12 protein-coding genes are annotated in these 15,602 nt (G+C 65.0%); 8 read left to right on the forward strand and 4 right to left on the reverse strand.

What is annotated here, in order from left to right:
- Positions 1-81: 81 nt before the first annotated feature.
- Positions 82-1,002: a LysR substrate-binding domain-containing protein gene (locus tag IVA91_RS20810; protein ID WP_247277405.1), complete on the reverse strand. Its 921-nt coding sequence runs from the start codon at positions 1,000-1,002 to the stop codon at positions 82-84.
- A 125-nt stretch (positions 1,003-1,127) separates the two neighbouring features.
- Here IVA91_RS20810 and IVA91_RS20815 point away from each other — a divergent pair, with 125 nt between their 5' ends.
- The 4 genes from IVA91_RS20815 (at position 1,128) to mdlC (ending at position 6,069) form a co-directional block, all read left to right on the forward strand.
- The gene (locus IVA91_RS20815; RefSeq protein ID WP_247277406.1) at positions 1,128-2,297 is read left to right on the forward strand and encodes an acyl-CoA dehydrogenase family protein; all 1,170 of its coding nucleotides are present in this window, start codon (positions 1,128-1,130) and stop codon (positions 2,295-2,297) included.
- A gap of 10 nt (positions 2,298-2,307) precedes the next feature.
- Positions 2,308-3,411, forward strand: coding sequence for a CaiB/BaiF CoA-transferase family protein (locus IVA91_RS20820; RefSeq protein ID WP_247277407.1), 1,104 nt, complete (start codon positions 2,308-2,310; stop codon positions 3,409-3,411).
- A 14-nt stretch (positions 3,412-3,425) separates the two neighbouring features.
- Positions 3,426-4,271, forward strand: coding sequence for a MaoC family dehydratase N-terminal domain-containing protein (locus IVA91_RS20825; protein ID WP_247277408.1), 846 nt, complete (start codon positions 3,426-3,428; stop codon positions 4,269-4,271).
- Between the two features lie 175 nt (positions 4,272-4,446).
- A complete protein-coding gene (mdlC, locus tag IVA91_RS20830) occupies positions 4,447-6,069 on the forward strand; it encodes a benzoylformate decarboxylase (protein ID WP_247277409.1) in 1,623 nt (540 codons plus the stop codon).
- Between the two features lie 80 nt (positions 6,070-6,149).
- Here mdlC and IVA91_RS20835 read toward each other — a convergent pair whose 3' ends face one another.
- Together IVA91_RS20835 and IVA91_RS20840 are read right to left on the reverse strand one after the other, a co-directional pair.
- A complete protein-coding gene (locus IVA91_RS20835; RefSeq protein WP_247277410.1) occupies positions 6,150-6,944 on the reverse strand; it encodes an SDR family oxidoreductase in 795 nt (264 codons plus the stop codon).
- Between the two features lie 53 nt (positions 6,945-6,997).
- Entirely contained in the window at positions 6,998-7,693 is a 696-nt protein-coding gene (locus tag IVA91_RS20840; RefSeq protein ID WP_247277411.1) for a hemolysin III family protein, read from the reverse strand.
- A gap of 178 nt (positions 7,694-7,871) precedes the next feature.
- Between IVA91_RS20840 and IVA91_RS20845 the strand changes: the two genes are divergently transcribed.
- Positions 7,872-9,341, forward strand: coding sequence for a YcjX family protein (locus IVA91_RS20845; RefSeq protein ID WP_247277412.1), 1,470 nt, complete (start codon positions 7,872-7,874; stop codon positions 9,339-9,341).
- A complete protein-coding gene (locus IVA91_RS20850) occupies positions 9,338-10,366 on the forward strand; it encodes a TIGR01620 family protein (RefSeq protein WP_247459106.1) in 1,029 nt (342 codons plus the stop codon). The genes IVA91_RS20845 and IVA91_RS20850 overlap by 4 nt, the downstream gene beginning before the upstream one ends.
- A 176-nt stretch (positions 10,367-10,542) precedes the next feature.
- Here IVA91_RS20850 and IVA91_RS20855 read toward each other — a convergent pair whose 3' ends face one another.
- Complete coding sequence (locus IVA91_RS20855; protein WP_247277746.1) at positions 10,543-12,072, reverse strand: glycosyltransferase family 39 protein; 1,530 nt, start codon at positions 12,070-12,072, stop codon at positions 10,543-10,545.
- Between the two features lie 260 nt (positions 12,073-12,332).
- Between IVA91_RS20855 and IVA91_RS20860 the strand changes: the two genes are divergently transcribed.
- Complete coding sequence (locus IVA91_RS20860) at positions 12,333-14,063, forward strand: adenylate/guanylate cyclase domain-containing protein (protein WP_247277414.1); 1,731 nt, start codon at positions 12,333-12,335, stop codon at positions 14,061-14,063.
- Between the two features lie 331 nt (positions 14,064-14,394).
- Positions 14,395-15,594: a molybdopterin-dependent oxidoreductase gene (locus IVA91_RS20865; RefSeq protein WP_247277415.1), complete on the forward strand. Its 1,200-nt coding sequence runs from the start codon at positions 14,395-14,397 to the stop codon at positions 15,592-15,594.
- Positions 15,595-15,602 lie beyond the last annotated feature (8 nt).

Below are 15,602 nucleotides of genomic sequence, written 5' to 3' on the forward strand. Positions count from 1 at the left end.
CCGGCTATAAAATTCCGGCATGACAGCTCGCGCCAGATGCGAAGGCAAGTTGGCACCGGGCTGTTCTAAGCACGAGCGCACTTAACTCAGCCTGATGTCCCACAGGCCCTCCTTGCGGCAGGCCGCGACCTCCTCACGCAAAAGCCCGGTGATGGCGAGCGAGGCCGTCGAGGCCGGACGATCGATCGGAGAAGCGAAAATGAGCTCGCGCGTCATCGGCTTGGACACGGGCGCGGTCTCCAGCCGGCCGTCCGCGACCTCGCCGTGGACGGATGATGGCGGCAGCAGCGCGAAACCGAGGCCCTCCTCGACCAGGCTCGTCAGCACCCGAAACGAATCCGCTTCCAACTGGACGTCGAGCTTGATCTTGCGCTGGGCCGCCGCGTGCTCGATCAGCGCGCGGAGGCCGTGCGAATGACTGGGCAGCACCAGGCGTTGCCGCAGCAGCCAGCCGATGTCGACGCTCTTCCTGCGCGCGAGACCACAGCCGCGCGGGCCGACAGCGACGATGTTGTCGCGGCCGAGACTCTCGACGTTGAGATGCAGGTCGGCCGAGCGGCCGTAGAGGATGGCCAAGTCCATCTCGCCGCGATGCAGCCATTCGACGAGATGGCCGCTGTAGCTCTCGACGATACGCAGCGAGATACCGGGAAATTTCTCGACGCAGCGCCGCGCAAAGCGCGCCGACAGCACGCAGCTCACGGTCGGAACCAGGCCAAGCACGACCTGGCCGGATGGCGGGCCCTTGGCCGACTGGATGTCGTCGCGGATCTGGTCGATCTGCCGGACGATGCCGGAGGTTCGCGCCAACAGCAGGCGCCCGGATTCGGTCAGCACCATGCCGCGGCCGTTGCGCGTGAACAGCTCGGTGCGCAGCTCGTGTTCCAAGAGCTTGATCTGGCGGCTGAGCGCCGGCTGCGCCACGCGCAACGTGTCGGACGCCTTGGACAGGCTGCCGAGCTCCGCCACGCAACTGAAGGTCCTAAGCTGACGGAAATCCATGCTTGCCAATCCTGGAAGGCTACTCCATACGCTATAGCAAATGAGCATAGGGGGCTGGCGTTGTTTTCACAACGCCGGGGGATTGGCCGGCGTTATCTTAACTGCCGCTATTGATTGGAAACGCCATGAGTCAAGAACACCACTCCGAAGATTACGCCGACATCCGCGAAGCGGTCGCCAAGCTCTGCGCGCAGTTTCCCGGCGAGTATTGGCGCAAGCTCGATCGCGAGATGGCTTACCCGAAGGCTTTCGTCGATGCGCTGACTGAGGCCGGCTATCTCTCGGTGCTGATCCCTGAGGAATATGGCGGCGCGGGGCTGAAACTCTCGGCCGCAGCGGCGATCCTGGAAGAGATTCAACGTGCGGGCTGCAACGGCGGCGGCTGCCACGCCCAGATGTACACGATGGGCACGGTGCTGCGGCACGGTAATGCCGAGCAGAAGGCGAAGTATCTGCCGAAGATCGCGAGCGGCGAATTGCGCCTGCAAGCTTTCGGCGTCACTGAGCCGACCAGCGGCACCGACACCTCCTCGCTCAAGACCTTCGCGCGCAAGGATGGCAACGACAGCTACATCGTCAACGGCCAGAAGATCTGGACCAGCCGCGCCGAGCATTCCGACCTGATGGTGCTGCTGGCGCGCACCACGCCGAAGGAGCAGGTCAAGAAGCGCACCGATGGTCTCTCGGTATTCATCGTCGACATGCGCGAGGCCAAGGACAATGGTCTGGAGATCCGCCCGATCCGCACCATGATGAACCACGCGACCACCGAAGTGTTCTTCACGGACATGAAGGTGCCGGCGGAAAATCTGATCGGCGAGGAAGGCAAGGGCTTTCGCTACATCCTCTCCGGCATGAATGCCGAGCGCATTTTGATCGCGGCCGAATGCGTCGGTGACGCCAAATGGTTCATCGCGAAGGCCACGAACTATGCCAAGGAGCGCGCGGTGTTCGGCCGGCCGATCGGCCAGAATCAAGGCATCCAGTTTCCGATCGCCAAGGCCTACGCCTCGATGCGCGCGGCCGAGCTGATGGTGAAGGAGGCCACGCGTAAATACGAGGCCGGGCTCGATTGCGGCGCGGAGGCCAACATGGCCAAGATGCTCGCGGCGGACGCGTCGTGGGAAGCGGCCAATGCCTGCATCCAGACTCATGGCGGTTTCGGCTTCGCCGAGGAGTACGACGTCGAGCGCAAGTTCCGCGAGACGCGACTCTACCAGGTGGCGCCGATCTCGACTAACCTCGTGCTGTCGTACGTCGCCGAGCACGTGCTCGGCATGCCCCGCTCGTATTGAGGCAGCCATCATGGGAGCACTTGACGGGATCAGGGTGATTGCGGTCGAGCAGGCGGTGGCAGCACCGTTCTGCTCCTCGCGCCTGGCAGATGCCGGCGCGGAGGTGATCAAGATCGAGCGGCCCGAGGGCGATTTTGCACGCGGCTATGACGCGGCAGCCAAGGGCCAGAGCAGCTACTTCGTGTGGCTCAACCGCGGCAAGCAATCGGTGGTCGTCGATCTCGCAACGAAAGAAGGCTGCGCCGAGCTGGAAAAGCTGATCGCAAGCGCCGACGTGCTGATCCAGAATCTCAAGCCGGGCTCGATGGACAAGCTCGGCTTTTCGCGCGAGCGGCTGCTGAAGGACTATCCCAAGCTGATCTCGTGCACGATCACCGGCTACGGCGACGCGGGCCCCTACGCGCATCGCAAGGCCTATGACTTGCTGATTCAGGCGGAAAGCGGCCTGGCCTCGATCACCGGAAATCCCGACGGCGCCTCGCGCGTCGGCATGTCGATCGTCGACGTCGCGACCGGCGCGACCGCGCATGCGGCGATCCTGGAGGCGCTGATCGGGCGCGGGCGTACCGGCAAAGGTGCCGACATCCGCATCTCCATGTTCGACGTGATGGCGGATTGGTGCACCGTGCCGCTGCTCAACTCGGAGGCCGGCAATCCTCCAAAGCGCATGGGCCTGCGCCATCCCTCGATCGCGCCCTATGGCGTGTTCACCTCGGAGGATGGCAAGGACATCTTGATCTCGATCCAGAGCGAGCGCGAGTGGAAGACGCTTTGCGCAAAGGTGCTGGACCAGCCGGACCTGCCAAGCGATCCGCGCGTCGCCAACATGGTCGAACGCGTGCGCAACCGCGACTTCACCGACAAGACCGTCGCGGACGCCTTCAGTCATATGACGCGCGACGAGCTGCTGAAGCGGCTGTCCGATGCCGACATCGCCTTTGCCGAGGTCAACACCATGGCCGACCTCACCAACCATCCGCATCTGCGCCGCATCGAGGTCGATACGCCCAACGGCCGGGTCAGCTATCCCGCGCCGGCGCCGATCATCGTTGGCGAGACGCGCAGCTATGGGCCGGTGCCGGCGATCGGCGAACGTCCCCAATCCAAAAAATAATAGAGCGAGGCGTCATGACCGAGAAGCTCGACATCGATCATTTGCGGCAATGGATCGGCCGCAACCAAGAGGCCACCGACATCGTCACCGCGCAGCTCGTGAAAGGATTGCGCGCGACGCTGTTCCAGGAGGTCGGCGAGCCCAGGAACGGCGATGCCGCACCGTTCACGGTGCATTGGTGCCTGGCACAACCGGTGTTTCCAATGTCGATGTTAGGGCCCGACGGCCACCCGACCCGCGGCGGCTTCCTGCCGCCGGTGCCGCTGCCGCGCCGGATGTGGGCCGGCGGTGAGATCGAGTTCCTTGAGCCGCTGCGCGTTGGCGATGAATCGACGCGCACCTCACGCATCGCCGACGTGCAGGTGAAATCGGGCTCGACCGGCACGCTGTGCTTCGTCTCGGTCGAGCACAGCATTTCCTCGCCACGCGGGCTCGCCATTCGCGAGCGGCAGGACATCGTCTATCGCGAGATGACGAGCAGCGCGCCCGCAAAGGCTCCGCCCCCGCTACCGAAGGCGCAGCATCGCGAGACTCATGTCTCCGATCCCGTGCTGCTGTTCCGCTACTCCGCACTAACCTTCAACGGCCACCGCATCCACTACGACCGCGACTATGTCACCAAGGTCGAGGGCTATCCGGGCCTGATCTTCCACGGCCCGTTGCAGGCGGCGCTGATCATCGAAATGGCGGCCCGCTTGCATGGCGGCAAGGCGCCGAAGAAATTTACCTATCGTGGCGTGCAGCCGCTGTTCGAGGGCACGGAGTTCTCGATCAATGCGAATGAGACCGAGGCGAGCATGGAGCTGTGGACCGCGAATGCGGAAGGGCAGCCGACGATGAAGGGCACGGCGGTGTGGTGAGGCTCTCTCCTCGTCATTGCGAGGAGCGAAGCGACGAAGCGGGAATTTAGACCCTCACCCTGAGGAGCGCGCCCTTCGCGCGCGTCTCGAAGGGCGAGGCCACCAGCCGGGCCTTCATCCTTCGAGACGCGCGAAGACGCGCTCCTCAGGATGAGGTCGAGAAGGGACGGAAACCATGGCAAAGAACGGCAAGACCGGCAGCAAGTCCGTCACCGTGAAGCAGGCCACGCTCGACCTGCTGCGCTCTTTCGGCATCGACAGGGTGTTCGGCAATCCCGGCTCGACCGAGCTGCCGTTCCTCAGCGACTGGCCTGACGACATCGACTATGTGCTGGCGCTGCAGGAAGCCAGCGCGGTCGGCATGGCCGACGGCTACGCCCAGGCCACGCGCAATGCCGGCTTCATCAATTTGCATTCGGCGGCCGGCGTCGGCAACGCGCTCGGCAACATCTACACCGCGCATCGCAACCAGACCCCGCTCGTGATCACCGCTGGCCAGCAGGCGCGCTCGATCCTTCCCTTGCAGGCGTTTCTCTACGCCGAGCGCGCGTCGGAGTTTCCGCGGCCTTACGTCAAATACAGCGTCGAGCCGGCACGGGCCGAGGACGTGCCGGCCGCCATTGCGCGCGCCTATTACACCGCAATGCAGGCCCCGTGCGGGCCGACCTTCGTGTCGATCCCGATCGACGATTGGGCGCATGCGGCATCTCCCATCGAGGCGCGCAAGGTCAGCCGGGAGATCGGGCCCGAACCAGATGCGATGCAGGCGCTGGTGAAAGCGCTGACGTCGTGCAAGCACCCTGCACTCGTCATCGGCCCCGGCGTCGATCGCGCCGGCGCAGTCGATCTGATGGTGCGCGTGGCCGAGAAGGCCAAGGCCAGCGTCTGGGTCAGCCCGTTCTCGGCGCGCTGCTCGTTCCCCGAGCGCCATCCGCAATTCGCGGGCTTCCTGCATGCTTCGCCCGCGCAGCTGTCCGATGCACTACGCGATCACGACCTCATCGTCGTGATCGGCGCGCCGGTGTTCACCTTTCATGTCGAAGGCCATGCCGCGATCTTCGACGGCAGTGCGACGATCTTCCAGATCACCGATGATCCGGATGCAGCGGCCGTGACGCCGGTCGGCACCAGCATCATCGCGACGATGAAGCCTGCACTGAGCCTGCTGCTCGACCTTCTGCCGGAGAGCAAACGCGCCGCGCCAAAGGGCCGCACGCTGCCGCCGGCGCCGCAGGCCGCCGATCCGCTGCCCGTGGAGTTCCTGCTGCACTCGCTGTCGCAGGCAATGCCGGATGGCACCTCGCTGGTCGAGGAAGTCCCCTCGCACCGGCCAGCGATGCAAAAGTTCATGCCGATGCGCGGCCAGGACAGCTTTTACACGATGTCCAGCGGCGGCCTCGGCTACTCCTTGCCCGCCGCAGTCGGCATGGCGCTCGGCAAGCCGAAGCAGCGCACGGTCTGCCTGATCGGCGACGGCTCGGCGATGTATTCGATCCAGGCGCTTTGGACCGCTGCGCAGCGCAAGCTGCCGCTCACCGTCGTCGTCATCAACAATTCCGGCTATGGCGCGATGCGCTCGTTCAGCCAGGTAGTGCAGGTGAGGAACGTGCCGGGGCTGGAGCTGCCAGGGATCGATTTCGTGCGGCTCGCCGAAGGCATGGGGTGCGAAGCGGTACGGGTGACGAAGGCTGCGGAGCTGGGCGAGGCGCTGAAGCGCGGAATGACGTTTGCGGGCACGAGCCTGATCGAGGTCGTCGTGGATTCGACGGTGCCGGTGCTTTACGGGCAGAAGCACTAGGGGCGAATTCCGTCACACATTCAACTGTCATCGTCCGCGAAGGCGGGCGATGACAGCGTCAACTGCGGGAACAGCGTCCCTTACTTCCCGAACTCCTCCCGCATCTTCGCCTGGATCTTGGCCATGCCGCCGATCCAGCGGTCGTAATTCTCGGTCTTCTTGCGCATGTAGCCGAGCACCTGGGGGTGCGGCAGGATCAGGAACGTCTCCTGTTCGAGGCCGGCGAGCACGTCCTTTGCCACCTGCTCCGGCGTCAGGTCGCCGTCGCCGGATTGCGGGCCTTTCGGGATCGAGCGCAGCATGTTGGTGTCGACGCCCTGCGGACAGAGGATCGAGACCTTGATGTTGTGCGCCTTGTGCGAGATCGCGAGATTCTCGGCAAAGCCGACCGCGGCGTGCTTCGTCGTCGAATAAGCTGGGCTGCCGACCTGCGACAACAGGCCTGCGGCCGAGATCGTGTTGAGGAAATAGCCGCCGCCACGCGCCCTCATGCGCGGAACGAGATGCCGCGCGGCATAGACGTGGGCCATGACGTGGATCGCCCAGCTCCGCTGCCACGGCTCATCGGAGTCGCCGCCGGCATTTTCCGACATCGGATCGAAGCCGCCGCCGATGCCGGCGTTGGAGCAGAACAGCTCGATCGGGCCGAACTGCCGCTCGGTCTGCTCGATAACGTGGGCGATGTCCTTTTCCTGCGCGACGTCGCATTTGAAGGCGTCACCATCCACCATGGCTGCGACCGCCCTTGCGTTGGTGGCATCCATGTCCGCGACGACGACTTTGGCTGCACCCGCCCTGTGAAAAGCCTCGCACAACGCCTTGCCGATGCCGTTGGCGCCGCCCGTGACGACCACGACCTTGCCGGTCACCTGCATGCGACGTCTCCTCTTGTCTTGGCCCGCGTCTCTTCTACCGCTTCGCGGCTTGCTCAGCTCAACACGAGGTCGAGCACCGCGGTATAATGACACGCCGCGCCGGCCAAGACAAAGCCGTGCCAGATTGCATTCTGGAAGCGGAGCCGCCGCCAGGCGTGGAAGATCACGCCGAAGCTGTAAAGCAGGCCGCCCGCAAGGATGAAGCCCAGCGCCAGCGCAGGCAGCGCCCTGACCACGGCGTCGTAGAGCATGACGCCGCTCCAGCCCATCGCGAGATAGATGCCGACTGAGATGCGGTCGAACCGGCCGGGATAGAACAGCTTCAGCACGATGCCGAGGATCGCGACGCACCAGACGCCGGTGAGCAGTAGCAGCGCGAACACGCTGTCCTTCAGCTCCAGGATGAAGGGGGTGTAGGTCGCCGCGATCAGGAGATAGATCGCCGCATGGTCGAACCGCCGCAGCACCCATTTGGCCGGCGACACCGGCCATAGATTATAGGTCGCCGACAGCACCAGCATCGAAAGCAGGCCGGCGACATAGATCGAGACGCCAACGATGTCGGTGGCGTCGGCATAGACCGCCGCCAGCACCACCAGCACGGTCGCGGCGATGAGCCCGGCGAGCACGCCGATGGCGTGAATGACACCGTCGGCGATCAGCTCGGCGCGGTCATAATCCCAGCCGATCGCGTCGGCCGCAGCATGGACGGAGGAGGATGCGAAGTGTTTCAGTTGGAAGACGGTCATGGCAATCCGCAACGTGAGGCAATGCCCTCTTGCATGGGTGTTTCGCGACCGGCGCGTCGTTCAAACGGCTGATTTGCCGACAAAGGCGGTGGAAGTATGAAACTTGATTTTCCTCACGCAATTGCCACTTTTGTGAACGGTCGCACATTCCTCCCGCCCGAGATCACTCAGCGTTCATATGGCATTCAGTTTCCAGGATATGGTCGAGGAGGCGCGGCTGTCGGCGAGGGCGCTGATCGACTATGGCGAGCATTTCTTCAATCCGACGGTGCGGCTCGGGGTCACCGGCCTCTCGCGGGCCGGCAAGACGGTGTTCATCACCGCCTTGATCCACGGCCTTACCCGCGGCGGCCGGTTTCCGGTGTTCGACGCCTATGCCTCGGGCCGGATCGCGAGGGCGCATCTGGCGCCGCAGCCGGACGATGCCGTGCCGCGCTTTGCCTATGAGGCCCATCTGCGCGCGCTGATCGAGGAGCGGCGCTGGCCGAACTCGACCGTCGACATCAGCGAGCTCCGCCTCGTCATCGATTATCAGCGCCGGAACGGCGCGGACCGCACGCTCACGCTCGACATCGTTGACTATCCCGGCGAATGGCTGCTCGACTTGCCGCTGCTGCAGAAGAGCTACGAACAATGGTCGGCCGAAAGTCTGGCCCTGTCGCGCGAGGCGCCGCGCGCGCATCTTGCCGCAGACTGGCACGCGCATCTTGCAACGCTCAAGCCCGAGGCACGTGAGGACGAGCAGGCGACGCTCACGGCCGCCAAGCTCTTCACCAATTACTTACGCGCCTGCCGCGACGAACGGTTTGCGATGAGCCTCTTGCCGCCCGGCCGCTTCCTGATGCCCGGCAATCTCGCAGATACGCCGGCGCTGACCTTCGCGCCGCTCGACCTGCCCGCTGGCGGGCAGGCGCCGGAAGGATCGCTGTGGGCCATGATGGTACGCCGCTATGAGGCCTACAAGGACATGGTGGTGCGGCCGTTCTTTCGCGATCATTTCGCCCGGCTCGACCGCCAGATCGTGCTGGCCGATGCGCTCACGGCATTCAACTCCGGACCCGAAGCGCTGCACGATCTCGAAGCCGCGCTCGCCGGCATTCTCGATTGTTTCAACATCGGCCGCAGCACCTTCCTCTCCAGCCTGTTTCGGCCGCGCATCGACCGCATCCTGTTCGCGGCAACCAAGGCGGACCATCTGCATCATTCCAGCCACGACCGGCTCGAGGCCGTGCTGCGCCGTGCGGTCACCCGCGCGGTTATGCGCGCCGAAAATACCGGCGCGGAGATCGACGTCGTCGCGCTCGCCGCCGTCCGCGCCACGCGCGAGGCGCAGGTGGCGCATGGCCGCGACAAATTGCCGTCGATTTTGGGAACACCGGCCGCAGGCGAAAGCGCTGGCGGCGAGTTCTTCGACGGCAACATCGAGGTTGCGACCTTTCCAGGCGATCTACCGCTGGATCCCGAGCCGCTGTTCAATGGTACGGATGCGTTCCGCGGACTCGCGACGCAAGCTGCCGAGAAGAGTGATTTCCGCTTCCTGCGCTTCCGGCCGCCAAAGCTCGAGCACGAAGGCACAGAAGAGCCGGCGCTGCCACATATTCGCCTCGACCGTGCCTTGCAGTTCCTGATCGGAGACAAGCTCTCATGAACGAGCGATCCCAGCAACGGCGGCCGGCGACGTTCCGGCTGGATGATCCCGGCGTCGTCGTCACCGAGGCCGACGAGACAGGGCGGATCGGTCGCGGCACGATCCAGATTACGCCGGAGCCCGATCCGCTGGCGCTGCCGGTACCAGTTCAAACCACGCTTCCGGCGCGGCGCGGCTTTCCCTGGGGCACGCTGTTCTGGTCCGGCCTCGCCGGGCTGACGCTGCTCGGTACCGGGCTCGGTGTCGTCCGTCTGATCGAGAATCTGTTTGCGCGCAGCGACAGCCTCGGCATGGTTGGCCTTGCCTTCGCGTTCGTCACCGCACTTGCGCTCGCGGTCGTGATCGGGCGCGAGGCGTTCGGGCTGGCGCGGCTCGCGACGATCGAGAAACTGCATCAGCGCGCCGCCGCCGTCCTTGCCAATGATGATCGCAAGGAAAGCCGCGTCATCGTGCACGACCTCCTGAAGATCGCGCACCAGAACCCGCAGCTCGCACGCGCCCGCGCGACGCTTGAGAGCCATGCTGGCGAGATCATCGACGGCGCCGATATGATCCGCCTCGCCGAGCGCGAGTTGATGTCGCCGCTGGACGCGGAGGCGCGGCGGCTGGTGTCGTCAGCCGCGCAAAAGGTCTCGATCGTCACGGCAGTCTCGCCGCGCGCGGCGATCGACGTGCTGTTCGTGTTCGTCGCCGCGCTGCGCCTGATCCGCCAGCTCGCCTATCTCTACGGCGGCCGCCCCGGCGCGCTCGGCATGGTCCGCCTGCTCCGCCAAGTCATCGCCCACCTCGCCATCACGGGCGGCATGGCCGCGAGCGACAGCCTGGTTCAGCAGATGCTGGGCCACGGCATCGCGGCGAAGCTGTCGCAGCGGCTCGGCGAAGGCGTGCTCAATGGGTTGTTGACGGCGCGGCTGGGGCTGGCTGCGATCGACGTGACAAGGCCGCTGCCGTTCGCGGCGCTGCCGCCGCCGAAGCTGTCAGATTTGGCGACGGATCTGTTGCAGCGGAAAGACGACGAGGAGTAGCGCGTTTCTTCCCCTCTCCCCTTGTGGGAGAGGGTGGCTCGCTGCGTAGCGGCGAGACGGGTGAGGGGTATCTCTCCGCGCCCTCTCTCTCGCAGTAGCGTTCGCCGAAGCAAACCCCTCATCCGGCGCTTCGCGCCACCTTCTCCCACAGGGGGAGAAGGAAGAGGAGCTTGCCTCTAGGCGAGCTCTCGCTTCTCGAGTTCCCCCGCCAGCACCCGCCACTGGAACAGCGGCGAGTCCTTCGGCGGTGAGAGCTCCGGGGTCCATCCGGTGAGCTCTTCCAGCACATAGGTGTCCATCACGAGCCCGCGCCAGCGGCGCTCGACTTGGCCAAGCTGCTTGCGTTTCGCCGGGATGCTCTCCCACAGCAATGATCGATTATCCGGCTCCCGCCCGACATAGATGCCGGCGTGGTCCCTGATCCGGTCCATGCCGGGATCGCGGAAATTCTGGAAGCGGCCGCGCTCGTTGATCTCGACGACGGGCACGCGGCCCCTGAACAGCCAGCGCATCATGGCGTAGGTGCGGTAGTCGGTCGTCGCGATCCAGGTCGCGCCGGTCTCGTCGAGTGCGGCCTGCGCGCGCGCGGCGACTTGCTCGTAGCCGGCTTCGGCGCCGATCGGATCGATCTTGCCGAGCAGATTCCAGGACGCGGCGACGTAATAGAGGAACACGATGACGACGAAGGCGATGCCCGTCGTGATGGATGTCCTGGCCCAGAACGCCGACGATCTGTGCATGCGAGCCGACCATCCCTCCTTCGTCATCGTTGCGAGGTTCACTGCCGCAGCGGCAAAGCCAACCGGCCACATGAACATCGGCCAGGTGTCGCCGACCCGCAGCGTCATCGACTTGACCAGGAAATAGAGAAACGGCACCAGCACCGCGGTCGACAACAGGATCGCGACCGGCTCGCGCGTGCGATAGCCGCGCCACGCCGTCAGCACCAGGCCCGTTAGCACCACCGGCAGCATCACGAAGCCGACCAGGCCGAATTGCAGGCCGATGTAGTCACCGATGGTGCGCAGCGAAATGCCGTAATTGGCAGTGGCGCGCACCCCCTGGAAGCGGAACGAGGCCCAGTCGTGCTGCGCATTCCAGATCAGCACCGGCGAGAACACGAGGGTCGCGACCAGCACTGCGAGATAGGGATAGGGGCTACGTAGCCAACGCCAGCGCCAATCCGGCACGAGCAGAAAGGCGGCAACGGCCGGCGCGAACATGATCGCGGTGAATTTCGACAGCATCGACAGGCCAGCGAACAGCCCGGCCGCAAGCCACCAGCGTTCATCGCCGCCCTGCGCCAGCCGCACCAGCGACCACATCATCGCCGTTGCGAACGGGATCATGGCGACATCGGGCGCGATCTTGGCCATCAGCAGGCCGTAATAGAGCGCGGCCTCCGGCATCAGCACCGCGATCATGATTGCCCGTGCGTTATGGGTGAGACGACGGACGATGTCGGCGAGCAGCAGCTGCGTCATCAGCATCGCGACGATGCCGCCGAAGCGGACGCCGAGCGCGGTATCGCCGAAGATCGCGGTGCCGAAGCGAATGAGCCAGGCAACGCCAGGCGGATGATCGAGGAAGCTGAGCGCCGTTTCCTTTGACCAGGTCCAGTAATAGGCCTCGTCGGTCCGCAACTCGATCTCCGAGGCGTAGACGATGCGCAGCACGGTCATCGCGGCGATGATCGCCGCGGCCATGACGAGGGGCCGGCGCGCGGCGCCGCGAAGGGAAACGGTGATGTCAGGGGCTGTCGTCACGGCCGCGCTTTTCGCCAACCTGCGACGGGGAGTCAATGCGGGAGCTCCATTCTCCCTGTCGTCGCGGATCGACGCGCGCTCGCCCCGGACGACGGCGGAGTGTGTGGCTCCTTGCCGCGCATGTGATCTCCAAAGCTGTCCACCTCCGGAATTAAACGCTACGCTGGCTGTTCTCTCTCATGAACTGATACAATCGAATCATGGCCACCGCTCCCATCCAGATGTCTGCCGTCCGTGCCACCAGCGTGCGGCAGGTGCGCCTCGTCTGCGGCGTCATCCTGTTCTCCTACGTGGTCAGCCACTTCCTCAACCATGCGCTCGGCAACATCTCGGTCGATGCCATGGAGGTCGGGGTCTATTACCACACCGTATTCTGGCAGTTCCTCCCAATCGCGATCGTCTTCTACACGGCCGCACTTACCCATATGGGGCTTGGCCTCTACGCGCTGTACCAGCGCCGGCAGTTCCGCTGGCGGACGATCGAGCCGCTACAGCTGGTGCTGGGCTTGAGCATCCCCGTCCTGATCATGGCACACGTGATCGGAGTGCGGCTCGGCCAGACGCTGTATGGACACCAGAAACTCTATCCGCAGGAGCTCTATCTGTTCTTCGTCGCCTCGCCCGGCCGGCTCTGGCAGATGACGATCCTGCTTCTGATTGCGTGGGTGCACGGCTGCATCGGGATCTTCTTCTGGCTTCGCCTCAAACCGTTCTTCGCGCGGGCGGCACCCTATCTGCTCGCGGCTGCCGTGCTGATTCCGACGCTGTCGCTGCTCGGCACCTACCAGGGCGGACGCAGCGTCGCCGTCGAGAGCGACGATGGAGAATGGCGTACGCACAATCTCAGCCGCCGCCAGATCGGCACGGCTGCCGAAGGCAATACGCTCGACCGCATCACCGGCAGCCTCACCATCGGTTATTTCGGCCTGCTCGGACTGGCGCTGGCGGCGCGCGGCGTGCGCGCGTTGCGCGAACGGCGCGGCGGCATGATCGCGCTGTCCTACGGCAATGGGAAAACGGTGCGGGTCCCCAAGGGGCTGTCGGTGCTGGAAGCAAGCCTGCGCCACAATGTGCCGCATGCCAGCGTCTGTGGCGGCCGCGCCCGCTGCTCGACCTGCCGCATCCGCATCATCGGCGATCATGGCGCCCTGCCCGAGCCGTCGCCGCGCGAGGCTTTCGTGCTGACCCGCGTCGGCGCCAGCGACCCCTCGATCAGGCTCGCCTGCCAGCTGCGGCCGACGTCCGACCTCTCCTTCTTTCAGCTCTTCACACCGCACACACTCTCCGCGAATGCGCAAGCCTCGACGCCCGCCAGAATCGGCCAGGAGCGTTATCTGGTCAGCCTGTTCGTGGACATGCGCGGCTCGACCCAGCTCGCGGAAAAGCGGCTGCCGTTCGACACCGTCTTCATCGTCAACCGCTTCCTCGGCGCGGTGTCGCAGGCCGTGATCGAGAACGGCGGTCAACCGAACCAGTTCGTCGGCGACGGCATGCTGGCGCTGTTCGGGCTGTCGGCCGATCCGCAAGCGGCCTGCCGGCAGGCGCTGAAGGCGGCCTCCGGCATCGCGACGCGTATCGACGAGCTCAACGAGCTCCTGAGCCACGATCTGCGCCAGCCGATCCGCTTCGGCATCGGCATCCATGGCGGCGAGGTCATCATCGGCGACATCGGCTATCGCGATCACATCGTCTTCACTGCGCTCGGCGATGCTGTCAACGTCGCTGCCCGGCTTCAGGACATGACCAAGACGCTCGCTTGCGAGGCTATTGTCTCGGAGGAAGTCCGCCGCACCGCGGGCCTTGCCGACGACGCCCTGCCGCAGCAGGAGGTCGCGATCCGCGGCCGCGACGAGCCGCTTGCCGTGCGTGTCGTCGCGGATGCGAGGGACTTGACGGCGCTCGTCGACCGAGGCGAGCGCGTTGCCGCGTAGCGCGTAGGCCACACGAAAGGTGCGCTTCCCCCGCTTGCGGGGGAGGGTTGGGGAGAGGGTGTTTCCGCAACGCGACAATCCCCCAGAGGGGAAAGCCCTCACCCGCGTCTTCGGCGCGACCTCTCCCGCAAGCGGGAGAGTCGAGCGAGTTCTGCGGCACCATTGATCCACCCCGCTGGAATCATCGCGGCGTAACACCGGCCTGCTGCAACGCAGCGGCATGGGCTTGCTGCGAAAGCACGAATTGACTTCGTCCAAATCGTTGCAACAGATGAGTGCGGGATCGCGGTGATGACCGCGATCCGACGAAAAGCTCCGGGAGGGGATGAGAATGTTCGATCGACGCGACCTGCTCAAAGGAGCGGGCCTTTCCGCCCTTGCGGCCACACTGAACTCAACCAGAGCGCTGGCGCTCGACACCGTCACCCTGCCCTTTGCAAATGGCGAACGGCCGCTGGTGAAATATCCACAGAAGCGGCCGATGATCGGCCTGACCAGCCGGCCGCCGCAGCTCGAGACGCCGTTCGCGGTGTTCAACGAGGGCCCGATCACGCCCAACAACGCATTCTTCGTGCGCTATCATCTCTCCGACCTGCCCTACAATCTCGACCCCGACAAGTTCACGCTCGAGGTCAAGGGCAAGGTCGACAAACCGCTGAAGCTGTCGCTGAAGGACATCAAGAAGATGAAGGCGACCGAGATCGTCGCCGTCAACCAGTGTTCGGGCAACAGCCGCGGCTTCTTCGAGCCACGTGTTGCCGGCGGCCAGCTCGCCAACGGCGCCATGGGCAATGCGCGCTGGCGCGGCGTGCCACTGAAGGCGGTGCTGGAAATGGCGGGCGTGCAGGCCGGCGCCAAACAGGTCACCTTCAACGGCATGGACGGCCCGGTCAGCGACAAGACGCCGGATTTCGTCAAGGCGCTCGATCTCGATCACGCTACCGACGGCGAGGTGATGCTGGCGTATGGCATGAACGGCGGGGACCTGCCGTTCCTCAACGGTTTCCCGCTGCGCCTGATCGTACCGGGCTATTACGGCACCTACTGGGTCAAGCACCTCAACGAGATCACGGTGATCGACAACGTCTATGACGGCTTCTGGATGAAGTCGGCGTATCGCATCCCTGACACGCCGAACAACGCGGTCGAGCCGGGCACCGCGCCGAAGGCGACGATCCCGATCAACCGATTCACCATCCGCTCCTTCATCACCAGCATCCCCGACGGCGCCAAGCTGAAGGCGGGAACTGCGATGCTGCGCGGCATCGCCTTCGACGGCGGCAAGGGCATCAAGGAGGTCCAGGTCTCGACCGACGGCGGCAAGACCTGGAGCAGCGCCAAGCTCGGCAAGGATCTAGGCAAGTACTCGTTCCGCGAATGGAAGCTGCCGGTGAAGCTCGCGGCCGGCAGCCACGAGCTCAAAGTCCGCGCCACCGGCAATGGCGGCGAGACCCAGCCGGATACGCCGCGCTGGAACCCGGCGGGTTATCTGCGCAACGTCGTCGAAACCGTCCGCGTGACCGTGGCCTGAAGGAGAAT

Source organism: Bradyrhizobium sp. 153 (assembly GCF_023073835.1).
GTDB lineage: Bacteria > Pseudomonadota > Alphaproteobacteria > Rhizobiales > Xanthobacteraceae > Bradyrhizobium.